The sequence below is a fragment of the Thioalkalivibrio halophilus genome (genome assembly GCF_001995255.1).
GTDB lineage: Bacteria > Pseudomonadota > Gammaproteobacteria > Ectothiorhodospirales > Ectothiorhodospiraceae > Thioalkalivibrio > Thioalkalivibrio halophilus.
Genome location: NZ_MUZR01000049.1, coordinates 376 through 12,251, shown reverse-complemented (window position 1 = coordinate 12,251; position 11,876 = coordinate 376). Strand labels below are relative to the sequence as shown.

12 protein-coding genes are annotated in these 11,876 nt (G+C 69.0%); 7 read left to right on the top strand and 5 right to left on the bottom strand.

Annotated features, from left to right (window positions below; all coding sequences use genetic code 11):
- Nucleotides 1-175: 175 nt before the first annotated feature.
- Nucleotides 176-1,240, top strand: a complete 1,065-nt coding sequence (locus tag B1A74_RS10795) for a ChaN family lipoprotein (protein ID WP_077244652.1) — start codon at nt 176-178, stop codon at nt 1,238-1,240.
- A complete protein-coding gene (locus B1A74_RS10790) occupies nt 1,240-3,348 on the top strand; it encodes a M1 family metallopeptidase (RefSeq protein ID WP_077244651.1) in 2,109 nt (702 codons plus the stop codon). The genes B1A74_RS10795 and B1A74_RS10790 overlap by 1 nt, the downstream gene beginning before the upstream one ends.
- A 13-nt stretch (nt 3,349-3,361) precedes the next feature.
- Here B1A74_RS10790 and B1A74_RS10785 read toward each other — a convergent pair whose 3' ends face one another.
- Complete coding sequence (locus B1A74_RS10785; RefSeq protein ID WP_077244650.1) at nt 3,362-4,066, bottom strand: SDR family NAD(P)-dependent oxidoreductase; 705 nt, start codon at nt 4,064-4,066, stop codon at nt 3,362-3,364.
- A 97-nt stretch (nt 4,067-4,163) separates the two neighbouring features.
- Between B1A74_RS10785 and B1A74_RS10780 the strand changes: the two genes are divergently transcribed.
- The 4 genes from B1A74_RS10780 to B1A74_RS10765 are packed head-to-tail and all read left to right on the top strand — an operon-like array spanning nt 4,164 to nt 7,714.
- Nucleotides 4,164-5,684 carry a DUF1538 domain-containing protein gene (locus B1A74_RS10780; protein ID WP_026288885.1) on the top strand — a complete coding sequence of 507 codons (1,521 nt, stop codon included), beginning with the start codon at nt 4,164-4,166 and terminating at the stop codon, nt 5,682-5,684.
- Entirely contained in the window at nt 5,681-6,028 is a 348-nt protein-coding gene (locus tag B1A74_RS10775) for a P-II family nitrogen regulator (RefSeq protein ID WP_018871355.1), read from the top strand. The genes B1A74_RS10780 and B1A74_RS10775 overlap by 4 nt, the downstream gene beginning before the upstream one ends.
- A 27-nt stretch (nt 6,029-6,055) precedes the next feature.
- Nucleotides 6,056-6,448: a CBS domain-containing protein gene (locus B1A74_RS10770; protein WP_018871354.1), complete on the top strand. Its 393-nt coding sequence runs from the start codon at nt 6,056-6,058 to the stop codon at nt 6,446-6,448.
- Complete coding sequence (locus B1A74_RS10765; RefSeq protein WP_077244649.1) at nt 6,449-7,714, top strand: sensor domain-containing diguanylate cyclase; 1,266 nt, start codon at nt 6,449-6,451, stop codon at nt 7,712-7,714.
- Between the two features lie 24 nt (nt 7,715-7,738).
- Here B1A74_RS10765 and B1A74_RS10760 read toward each other — a convergent pair whose 3' ends face one another.
- Nucleotides 7,739-8,500 carry a class I SAM-dependent methyltransferase gene (locus B1A74_RS10760; RefSeq protein WP_077244648.1) on the bottom strand — a complete coding sequence of 254 codons (762 nt, stop codon included), beginning with the start codon at nt 8,498-8,500 and terminating at the stop codon, nt 7,739-7,741.
- Nucleotides 8,501-9,019: 519 nt separating this feature from the next.
- Here B1A74_RS10760 and B1A74_RS10755 point away from each other — a divergent pair.
- Complete coding sequence (locus B1A74_RS10755) at nt 9,020-10,381, top strand: phosphohexomutase domain-containing protein (protein WP_077244647.1); 1,362 nt, start codon at nt 9,020-9,022, stop codon at nt 10,379-10,381.
- 164 nt (nt 10,382-10,545) lie between these two features.
- On the opposite strand, the gene B1A74_RS10750 is transcribed toward B1A74_RS10755, so the two are convergent.
- From B1A74_RS10750 to B1A74_RS10740, 3 genes are all read right to left on the bottom strand, one after another.
- On the bottom strand, nt 10,546-10,845 hold the full coding sequence (locus tag B1A74_RS10750) for a type II toxin-antitoxin system RelE/ParE family toxin (protein WP_019591849.1): 300 nt from the start codon (nt 10,843-10,845) through the stop codon (nt 10,546-10,548).
- Nucleotides 10,835-11,056 carry an addiction module protein gene (locus B1A74_RS10745; RefSeq protein WP_077244646.1) on the bottom strand — a complete coding sequence of 74 codons (222 nt, stop codon included), beginning with the start codon at nt 11,054-11,056 and terminating at the stop codon, nt 10,835-10,837. The genes B1A74_RS10750 and B1A74_RS10745 overlap by 11 nt, the downstream gene beginning before the upstream one ends.
- Before the next feature lie 180 nt (nt 11,057-11,236).
- Nucleotides 11,237-11,680: an REP-associated tyrosine transposase gene (locus tag B1A74_RS10740; protein WP_077244645.1), complete on the bottom strand. Its 444-nt coding sequence runs from the start codon at nt 11,678-11,680 to the stop codon at nt 11,237-11,239.
- Nucleotides 11,681-11,876 lie beyond the last annotated feature (196 nt).

The window sequence follows — 11,876 nt, the reverse complement described above, 5'->3', positions numbered from 1 at the left end:
GAGAAGCTTGATGAGCCTGTTTCCGAATTGTGAGTGGCGGACCCTCGTGGCGCCGTCGTTGCTGGCCCTGACGGCCATCGCGTTCGCTCTGGGGCCCTCTGCACCCCATGCAGACGAGCCATCTGGCGCGGACTGTGTGCAGCCCGGACAGTGGGCCACGCCGGAGGGCGAGGACGTGGATGCCGCGGAGCTGTTCGCCGAACTGGCCGGCGCCGATGCGGTGCTGCTGGGCGAGACCCACAACCGCATGGACCACCATCGCTGGCAGGTCGGCACCCTGGCGGCGCTGCACGGTCAGCGCCCGGACATGGTGATCGGTCTGGAGATGCTGCCGCGCTCGGCACAGCCGGTGCTGGATGACTGGGTGGCGGGTGAACTGGACGAGGAACAGTTCCTGCAGGAAAGCGACTGGTACGAGCACTGGGGCTTCAACCCGCGGCTGTACTGGCCGATCCTGCATTTCGCGCGGGTGCACGACGTCCCGCTGGTGGCGCTGAACGCCGAGCGCGACCTGGTGCGCCGTCTGGGCCACGAGGGCTGGGACAGCGTGCCGGCCGACGAGCGCGACGGGGTCTCCGCCCCGGCCGAACCCGCCGATGCCTATCGCGAATACCTGGAGGAGGTGCTGGCGCGCCATCCGGCCGCGCCGGGTGACAGTGATGCGTTCATCGGCACCCAGCTGGCCTGGGACCGGATGATGGCCGCGGCCATCGCCGACGTGATCGAGGCGGGCGGTGACGAGCCGCCGCTGGTGGTCGGGATCATCGGTTCCGGGCATCTGGAATACGGCCACGGCGTGCCGCATCAGCTGGCGGATCTGGGCGTGGACAACGCCCCGGTGCTGCTGCCGCGCGAGAGCGACGGGGCGTGTACGGGGCAGGATCCGGAGCTGGCGCGGGCGGTGTTCGGTGTGCAGGGCGGCGAGCGCTTCCAGCCGCTGACCCCGATCCTGGGGGTGCAAATGCAGCGCCCCGAAGAGGGCGAAGGGGTGGAGATCCGCGGCGTGATGCCCGATTCGGTGGCCGGCGCCGCCGGCATCGAGAGCGGCGACCGTCTGGTCGAGGCCGGTGGCCGCGCGGTGGACACGCCGGCCGATCTGCAGCGCATCGTTCAGGCCGTGACCCCGGGCACCTGGTTGCCGCTGGTGCTGGAACGCAACGGCGAGCGCCAACAGGTGATCGCGCGCTTCCCCTGGCAGGAGAGCGCGGGGGCGCGGCCGGCCGCGGGGAACGGTCACTGATGGCCCGCCTGCGGCGTACCCCGGGGCACAATCGGCCCGGCACCACCGCGCTGGTGTGCCTGCTGAGCGTGCCGCTTGCGGGGTGGGCGGCACCGGTCGTCGCCGGCGAACCGCCCGCCCGCGAGCTGACGATCGAACTGTTCCCCGCCGAGCAGCGGCTGCAGGGTCGTCTGAGCCTGCCCGCCGCGATGCTGGAAGACGCGGACGGGGATCTGCGCTTTCGCTTCGCACGTGGCCTGCGGGTGGACACCGTGGAGCGGGGCGGGCACGCGCTGAACCACGAGCACAGCGACGCGGGCTACCTGCAGGTGACGCTCGATGGCGACGGGGACGTCGCCGGCGGGCCGCTGGTCATCGAATACCGTGCCCGGCTGCAGGCCCCCGAGGACGCCGGACCCGGAGGCGGATTCCTCGGCGCGGCCGGCGGCTTCCTGCCGGCGGGGGCCGACTGGTATCCGCGGCGGCCGGAGGCCGAACCGGCATCGGTGCGCCTGGAGGTGCTTGCGGCCGATGGCCATCGCGTCGTGGCCTCCGGGTCCTGGCGCAAGGACGCGGCCAAAGATGCGGCCACCGGGGACGCGGCCACCGGGGACGCGGAGGGCGTGACCCGGGCGGTGTTCGAGCATCCCGGCGGCCGCGCGCTGGCACTGGCCAGCGGCCCCTGGGAGGAGGGGCGCAGCGAGACCGCCGATGGCGTGGAGGTGCGCACCCTGTTCCCGGCGGAACTGGAGGACGCGTTCGGCGCGACCTACCGCGAGAAGACCGTGGAATACCTCGAGCGCTTCAGCGACCGGATCGGGCCGTATGCCTTCGACAGCTTCACCGTGGCGGCCAGCCCGGCGCCGGTGGGGCTGGCCTTCTCCGGATTCACCCTGCTGGGTGAACGGGTCATCCCGCTGCCGTTCATCCCGCACACCTCGCTGGGGCACGAGGTGCTGCACAACTGGTGGGGCACCGGGGTGTACGCCGATCGCCGCCAGGGCAACTGGACCGAGGGTCTGACCACCTTCATGGCCGATTACCGGTTCGCCGAAGAACGCGGCGAGGCGCGCGACGAACGGGGCCAGTGGCTGCGTGACTACGCCGCCCTGCCGGCAGGCGAGGATTACCCGCATGGCGAGTTCGTCGGCGGCAATGCCGGGGCCGACCGCATCGCCGGGTATCACCGCGGGGCGATGCTGTGGCGGATGCTCGAGGACCGCATCGGCGAGGCGGCGCTGCACGCGGGGCTGGCCGACTTCTACGCCGAATACCGGCATCGCGAGGCCGGCTGGCCGGAGCTGATCGCGGCCGTGGACGCGGCGACCGAAGATGATCTGGAGCCGTTCTTCGAGCAGTGGATCGGCCGGGCCGGCGCGCCGCGCCTGGCGCTGGAGAACCCGGCCGCGCGTGAAGACGCCGACGGCTGGCGTGTGACCGCGCGGCTGGCACAGGCGGATACCGACCATCCCTGGCGGGTGCGCGTGCCGCTGGTGGTCGAGTTCGCGGAGGAGGACGGCCGGGAGACGCACTGGGTGGATCTGGAGGAGGCCGCCATCGAGCTGGAACTGGAACTGTCCACCGACGCGCGGCCCGCGCGCATCGCCGTGGACCCCGACTGGCGCGTGTTTCGCCACCTGGCGGCGGAGGAGTGCCCGCGCATCCTGCGCGAGGCGGAGCTGGACCCGGCGACCCGGGTGATCCCCCTCGGCGGGGCCTCGCCCGCCGAGCTGGCGCCGTGGCTGGGACGGGTGCCGGAGACGGCGGACCCGGATACCGATCCCGATTCCGATTCCGGGGCGGGAGCCGAAGCACCGCGGGTGCTGCTGGGTTCGCGCGCGGCGGTCGCTGAATGGCTGAGCGAACGCGGACTGCCGACGCGCCCGCAGGAGGTGCATGCGGATACGGACGACCTGCCCGATGCCGGATCCGATGTCGAGGCCCTGGCCTGGACCGTACCGGAGACCGGCATCACGGTGATCGCGGCCGACTCGCCCGGCGAGCGGCGCGCACTGGCGGGCGCGCTGCGACACCGCGCGCAGGAGAGCTATCTGCTGCAGGACGATGGCGAGCCGGTGGCGCGCGGGCTGTGGCCGGTGCCGGGGCCCTGGCGGGCGCTGGCGGATTGAGCTCCCGGCCCGATCAGTACGGCAGGCGCTGGTGTTCGAAGTCGAACAGCCCGCCGGAGTCCTCGGGACCGAGGGCGTCCAGCACCTCCAGCAGTGCGCCGGTCGCGCGTTCCGGCGTCAGCACCTCGGGGGCGCGGGCGCGGTACGGCTCCGACAGCGGGGTCTCCACCGTGCCCGGCTGCAGCGCCGCCACCACCGCCCGGCGATGGCTGAAGCGCAGTTCCAGCGCCGTGGTGCGCACGATCTGGTTGAGCGCGGCCTTGGAGGCGCGATAGCTCAGCCAGCCGCCGGAGTGGTTGTCGGCGATGGAGCCCACGCGCGCCGACAGCGTCGCCAGCACCGCCTTGCGGTCCTTCGGCAGCAGCCCCGCGAAGTGCTTGAAGATCAGCGCCGGGCCGATGGCATTGACCGCGAAGGCCTGCGCCATCACTGTCGGATCGAGCTCGCGCAGGCGTTTCTCCGGCCGGTGGCCGTCAATGGTGAGCACCCCGGTGGCGTCGATGATCAGGTCCCACTCGGGGGCCTGCTCCGCCAGCCATGCGGCCGCGTGGCGGATGCTGTCCTCGTCGGTGAGCTCCAGCGGCGGGTCGGTGGAGCGGCCCAGTGCCACGACCTGCGCGCAGTTCGGGTCGTTCTCCAGATGGGTGACGAAGGCGCGGCCGAGGCCGCCGGTGGCGCCGATCACCACGGCGCGGAAGGGGTGTGCGAGCGAGTCCATGCGGGTGTGACCATCGCGGGCGGGAAACGATCCCCGCGTCGTGTATGCTGTGCGCACAGGCGTACTGACCCATGATCGCAGCCCGGACCGCGCGCGCATGAACTTCCTCCATACCCTTGGCCACGCCGCTCGCAACCTGGCCCCCATCGTGATCGTGGTGGTGGTGTTCCAGATGTTCGTGCTGCAGACGGTGCCCGAGGGCGTGCTGTCCATGGCCATCGGTCTGGTGATCGTGGTCTTCGGGGTGGCGCTGTTCCTGCAGGGGCTGGAGATGGGGATCTTCCCCATCGGCAAGAACCTTTCCAACGCGCTGGCGCGGCGCGGCTCGCTGATCCTGCTGATGGCCTTCGGCTTTACCCTGGGCTTTGCCACGGTGATCGCGGAGCCGGCGCTGATCGCCGTGGCGGAACAGGCGGAGACCATCTCCGAGGGGCACATCCAGGGCTTCATCCTGCGCCTGATCGTGGCGCTGTCGGTGGGTGCGGTGGTGGCGCTGGGCATCCTGCGCACGGTGCTGGGGCATCCGCTGCACTGGTACATCCTCACCGGCTACGTACTGGTGGTGCTGGTCACCTTCTTCGCGCCCGAGGAGATCGTGGGCCTGGCCTACGACTCCGGCGGCGTCACCACCAACATCGTGACCGTGCCGCTGGTGGCCGCGCTGGGGCTGGGGCTGGCCGCGTCGCTGGCCGGGCGCAACCCGCTGCGCGACGGTTTCGGCCTGGTCGCGCTGGCGGTGATGGTGCCGATGATCACGGTGCAGCTCTACGGCATCGTGGTGTTCGCCGGGGCCGACATCGACGGCCCGGCACCCGGCGCCGGCGACGGAGCGGCCATGGATACCGACACGGATCTGCCCGGGGCGGGCGAGGAACGCCACTTCCTCAGCGCCATGGGCATGGACCTGCTGCTGATGCTGCGCGACGTCGCGCCCATCATCGGCGTGATCGTGGTGTTCCAGTATTTCGTGCTGCGCAAGCACATCCCCTATCTGCCGCGGGTGCTCTTCGGCTTCGCCCTGGTGGTGTTCGGCCTGTATGCCTTCGTGGTCGGGCTCAAGCTGGGCCTGTTCCCGATCGGCGAGAGCATGGCCGAGCAGCTGATCGCCAACGACCGGTTCGTGTGGGTGTACCTGTTCGCCTTCGCGATCGGCTTTGCGACCACCATGGCGGAACCCGCGCTGATCGCCATCGGCCAGAAGGCGGAGGAAGCGGCCAAGGGCTCGCTGAAGGGCAGCGCCATCCGCATCCTGGTGGCGCTGGGGGTGGCCGTGGGCATCACCATCGGGGTGCACCGCATCCTCAGCGGGGACTCCATCCACCTGTACATCATGGCCGGGTATGTCCTGGTCATCGTGCTGACCATCCTCGCACCCAAGGACATCGTGGCGCTGGCATTCGACCTCGGCGGGGTGACCACCTCGGAGGTCACGGTGCCGCTGGTGACGGCGCTGGGGATCGGGCTGGCGACGCATCTGGAGGGACGCAACGTGCTGATCGACGGCTTCGGCCTGATCGCGTTCGCGTCCATCTTCCCCATCGTGACCGTGATGCTCTATGCCATCGCGGTCGATCTTTACGAACGCTTGATCCGCAAGGACAGGAGGGACACGGCATGAGATTCTCGGCCCTGGTGGCGGTGCTGCCCGACGAACTGGAACAAAAGGCCGTGGATGCGGCGCGCGAGGCCGGTGCCGCCGGCGTGACCATCATGGATGCGCGCGGCATCGGCGCGGAGGCGCGCAAGACCTTTCTCGGCATGACCTACGAGGGCAGCCAGTCGGTGTTGCTGTGGATTCTGGAGAAGCGCCTCGCGCTGACGGTGCTGAAATCACTGTTCCGCGAGCTTGGGCTGGACGAAGACCCGCGCGGGGTGGCCTTCATCACCGACATCTCGCATCTGGCGGGCATTGACCGGCGGCAGATCGACCGCTTCGAGGAACAGGTCAAGGACGAAATCTGACCCCAACTCCGACCGGAGGGAGACTTCATGCTGGTTCGCGACATCCTGACCGAGAAAGTCATCACCGTGGCCCCGCTGGCCCCGCTGCGCGAGGCCATGCAGCTGATGCGCGACAACAACGTGCGCTCGCTGGTGGTGGACAAGCAGCACCCGCACGATGCCTACGGCATCATCACCTACACCACCATCCTCAAGACCATCGTGGCCGAAGAGGGCGACATCGACCTGGCCAACGTGTACGACGTGGCCACCAAGCCGGTGATCACCGTGCCCGCGGAGATGGACGTCAAATACGTGGCGCGGATGATGGTCAACATGGACGTGCGCCGCCTGGTGGTGCTGGAGGGCAACCAGCTGGAGGGCATCGTCACCACCAGCGACATCGTGGGCTCGATCCTCGGCATGCTGGACGAGGTCTGAATGACCATCCCGCAGGGTCTCGCGCGGCTCGAGCTGCTCAATGCCGCGATCGAGGACACCGCGCACAGCGTGTTGATCACCGACGCGGATCTCGATGCCGGTCCGCATATCGTCTACGTGAACCGCGGCTTCGAGCAGATGACCGGCTACCGCCGGGACGAGGTCCTGGGCCGCACCCCCCGCATCCTGCAGGGGCCGAAGACCTCGCGCCCGGTGCTGGACGACCTGCGGGTGACCCTGGAACGCGGCGAGGGTTTCGATGCCGAGACCATCAACTACCGCAAGGACGGCGAGCCCTACAGCGTTCGCTGGCATATCTCGCCGGTTCGCGCCCGGGGCGAGCACGAAAGCATCACGCATTTCGTCTCGGTGCAGCGCGACGTGACCGAGGACCGGCGCCGCGAGGAGCAGTTGCGGCTGCTGTCCGCTGCGCTGGAGGCCTCCGGCGATCCGGTGATGATCACCGACCCCGGGGGCGTGATCGTGTTCGCCAACACGGCTTTCCTGGATCTCAGCGGTTTCGATGCCGACAGCGTCATCGGCGCGACACCGGCGCTGTTCAAGTCGGACGAGCACGACGATGATTATTTCGCCGCCATGTGGCAGCAGCTGCGCCAGGGCGAGACCTTTCGCGGCGAGTTCGTGAACCGGCGCCCCGATGGCGCGAAGCTCCACCTGGAGCAGACCATCACCCCGATCCGCGATGACTGCGGCGAGATCACGCATTTCGTGGCTTTCGGCAAGGACGTGACCGAACGTGTGCGCATGGAGGACGAAGTGCGGCGTCTGGCCGAGACCGACTGGCTGACCGGACTGGCCAACCGGCTGACCCTGGGCAACCGCCTGGAGGCCGAGCTGGATCGCTGTGATCGCTACCAGCGGCCGATGGCCGTGATCATGTTCGACATCGACCATTTCAAGTCGGTGAACGACGAACACGGGCACGATGCCGGTGATGTGGTGCTCAAGGCGGTTGCCCGCACGGTGGGCGAGCAGCTGCGCGAGCAGGACACGCTGGGGCGCTGGGGCGGGGAGGAATTCCTGATCGTGCTGCCGGAGACGGATGGCGAGGGGGCCGCCGCGGCGGCGGAGAAACTGCGCCGTTCAATCGCGGAGATGGAGGTTCCGGATGCGCCGGCGGTAACCGCCAGCTTCGGGGTGACCGAGCGCCAGCCGAACGACACGCCACGCGCGATTACGCGGCGGGTCGATCAGGCGATGTATCAGGCCAAGGAGGGCGGACGCGACCGCGTCGTCCTCCTGTGACCCGTCGGGGAGTCGATGCGGGCGTCAGGCCTTGCGGCGCAGGACCCAGATCTCCAGCAGTGCCCACTCCTCGCCCGGATAGTTTTCCTGCTCCAGGTCGGACATGCGGCGGTGACGGCTGGCGGTGCTGCCCACGAACTCGAAGCGGTCCAGCAGCATGCGCTTGGTCTCGTCGGCCTTCTCCAGCGCGAAGGGGTTGAGGAAGTTCACCAGCAGGTAGCCCTCGCCCTCGCCGCGGCGGAACGCATCCAGCAGCGACGCGATGGCCGGCGGATCCAGGTACACCAGCGACGCGGTGGACAGCAGGATGTCGGCCTCTTCCAGCGACTTCTCGATCGCGTCGCGGGTTTCCGCGGGCGGGTTGTTCAGGTCGGCCGCGTGGACGTCGTCGAACAGGCCGGCGCGCTGACCGTAGGCCAGGGCGTTTTCGGAGATGTCGATGCCGGTGGTGTGCATCGGCAGGCGGCGCGGCTTGCTGATGGTGTTGCAGACGGTCTCCGAGGCCCAGTTCTCGCGGATCTCGTCCACGGTCATGTTGTGCACCGCCGCCATCGTGGTGTTGCCGAAGCAGCAGGCCAGGTCGACGTAGTTGAGGGTGCGGCCGCTGGCGGCCTGCTGCTCGGCCCACGGCAGGATGAGCCGGTCGAAGGTCTGGCGGTTGAAGTCGTCGGAGATGTAATCCAGCGCATCGATGATGCGCTCCTTGAACGGCACCGGCGTCTCGGCGACGTAGATGTCGTCAAAATGCTGTTTCTTCTCCTCGGTCTTCACTTCGGACTGGCTCATCGGGGCAAACCCTCATCATTGGAAAGCACACCAGTCTCCGGCCAAGCCACCCGACCGTCAAGCAAACACGCCCCGATCGGCCCCGCACCCGGCCGGTAGGAGGCCGGCCCCCCGGCCGATTCGGCGTCCGGGCAATCTCCTGTGCCGATTCGGCGTCCGGCCGATCTCCTGCGCCCGATCGGCCAGGGGCTGGCCTCCCACGGCCCCCGGCCGGTAGGAGGCCGGCCCCCCGGCCGATTCGGCGTCCGGCCGATCTCCTGCGCCCGATCGGCCAGAGGCTGGCCTCCTACGGCACCCGGCCGGTAGGAGGCCGGCCCTCCGGCCGATTCGGCGTCCGGCCGATCTCCTGTGCCGGATCGGCCAGAGGCTGGCCTCCCACCGCTGCGCCCGATCGGCCAGGGGGCTGGCCTCCTACCGGGGGTGTGTGACCTGCGTGGCCCTTCCACCTTTCGGCCCCGGGCGGTAGCCTTCCTGACACGGCTCGCTGCGGGGATCGGCCTCGGGCCCGAAAGGAGGCACATGAACCTGGACTGTTTCAAGGCGTACGACATCCGCGGACGGGTGCCGACCCAGCTGAACGAGCGGGTGGCGTACACCATCGCGCGGGCCGTTGCGGAGGAGCTGGGGCCGCAGATGGCCATCGTGGGGCGGGACGTGCGCCTCACCAGCCCGGCGCTGGCGGCGGCGGTCATCGACGGGCTCTCCGCCGGCGGCTGCAACGTGGCCGACATCGGCCTGTGCGGCACCGAGGAAGTCTACTTCGCCACCGCCTACTACCGCGCCGGGGCGGGGATCATGGTCACCGCCAGCCACAACCCCATGGACTACAACGGGCTCAAGATCGTGCGCGAGGGCGCGCGGCCGGTGAGCGCCGACAGTGGCCTGGAGGCCATACGCTGGCGGGCGGAGCAGGGCGGGTTTACCCCACGGGTGCGCGGGCGTACCGGACGTCTGTACCACCGCGAGGCCTACATCCGCCACCTGCTGAGCCTGGTCGACCCCGAGGTGATGCCGCCGCTCAACCTGCTCGTGAACCCCGGAAACGGCGGAGCCGGCCCGGTCCTGGACGAGCTGGACGCGCATCTGCCGATCCAGCTGATCCGCGAGAACGCCGAACCCGACGGCAACTTCCCCAACGGCATCCCCAACCCCATGCTGGAGGAGAACCGCCGCTTCACCAGCGACGCGGTGCTGTCCTTCGGCGGCGATCTCGGCCTGGCCTGGGACGGCGACTTCGACCGCTGCTTCTTCTTCGACTCGCACGGCGAGTTCGTCGAGGGGTACTACATGGTCGGCCTGCTGGCCGAGGCCAGCCTGCGGGCGCAGCCGGGGGGCGGGCAGGGGACCCGGGTGGTGCACGATCCGCGCCTCACCTGGAACACCATCGAAATGGTCGAGGCCGCCGGCGGCGTACCGGTGCAGAGCAAGGCCGGCCACGCCTTCATGAAGGAGACCATGCGCCGCGAGAACGCCGTGTACGGTGGCGAGATGAGCGCCCATCACTTCTTCCGCGACTTCTACTACTGCGACTCCGGCATGCTGCCCTGGCTGCGCGTGGTCGAGCTGATGGGGCGGCGCGAACAGTCCCTGCGCGAGATGGTGCGCGAACGCATGGAGCGCTTCCCCTGCAGCGGCGAGATCAACTTCCGCGTGGACAACATGATGGATGCCATCCACCGCGTCATGGTCGCCACCGATGCCCGGTCCGGCCACATCGACCGCACCGACGGCATCAGCGTCGAATTCCCCGAATGGCGTTACAACCTGCGCGGCTCCAACACCGAACCCCTGCTGCGCCTCAACGTCGAGACCCGCGGCGACCGGCGCCTCCTGCGCCGCCAGGTGGAACACATCTCCGCCATCATCGAAGCCGGGGTATAACCCCTGATGCCCGATCGGCCAGGGGGCTGGCCTCCTACGGGTGCCCCGACCGGGTCGGCGGGCCCCGGCGGATCGGCGGGCACGGCCCGTAGGAGGCCGGCCCTCCGGCCGATTTTGCGTTCGGGCAACCCCCGGCGCCGGGTAGGTCAACGCCGGATCGGCATTCAATCAGGCCGCAGCCGAGTCCGCGCCATTTCGGGTGACCGCCGACAATCGAGCACGGCAAAAATCTGAACCCGCTCCGGCTCCGGCATTCGATAATACACGGCATACGGGAACCGACGAGCCAGCAGCCGGTAGAAGCCGAACCGGGTCTCATGGATGCCTGCGTAAAGGGCGAGGGAGTCGATTTCGCTGGCCAGGCTTTCGAGAAAATAGAAACCGACCCCGGGACAAAGCTTTTCGTAGAAATGAAAGCCGTCAGTCAGATCGCGTTCGGCTTCCGAGAGGAGCTCAATCTTCATTCAGGGGGCGATTGAGCAAGCGTTCCCGCGCACTGCTCCAGGGAGTGAATTGCGCCTGCCCCTGTTCTATCTGCGCCGCCCGGTCCTCCAGGATCTCACCGTGCCACTCCGGAGCAGGAACCTGCTCGGGGGTGCGGCTCAGGTCCTCCCACAGGGCTTCCATGGTTCGCAGTTTCTCGGCGACCGACATTTTTTCGATGGGTGGATCCATAGCCTGGTACCAGAATGTCAAGGGATTATGGCCAGCATAGCATCGAGCATGGGATCGGCCAGGGGGCTGGCCTCCCACGGGTGCCCCGGCCGGGTCGGCGGGCCCCGGCGGATCGGCGGGCACGGCCCGTAGGAGGCCGGCCCTCCGGCCGATTTCGGGCTCGCCTCCTGCAGGGCGCGGTTACAGCCATACCGCGTCCCAGTGCGGATAATCGCCCAGCTTGCGGACCAGCCCCGCACGCAGCGGATTGGCTGCGATATAACGGGCGATCGGCAACAGCTCCTCCTCCCGCCGCAATGCTCGGTCATGGAACCCCGGCTGCCACACCGCATGCCCCAGACGCCTGGACGTGACGGCCTTGATGGATCGAACCACGGTAGATAACGATTCCACTTCGCCCAGCGACATCAACCAGTGCAGATGGTCGGGCATCACCACGAAAGCGAGGGTCTCCGCGTGGTTCTCCCTGTCCGCGTAACGCAGCGTACCGATCAGGGCGCGGGCGGCCCACAGATCCTGAAAAACCGGCGTGCGGTCACGCGTGACCGTGGTCACCAGATAGATACGGCCGGGTTCGGAATACCGGCCCCGGCGAAGGGCCTCGGCATGAGGGCGGCCATCCATGGCGCGTTTCTCCAGCTTGTGTTCCTTGAGCCAGAAAGCCTATCGCGCTCCCGGATGCCCGCCAACCCCCGACCCGGCAGGAGGCCAGCCCCCTGGCCGATCCGGCGTTCGGGCATCCAGCGCGGCCCCATCGGCCGGAGGGCCGGCCTCCTACAGGGCGGGATGGGGTCGCAGGAGTGAGCTGGTCTAATTTCCG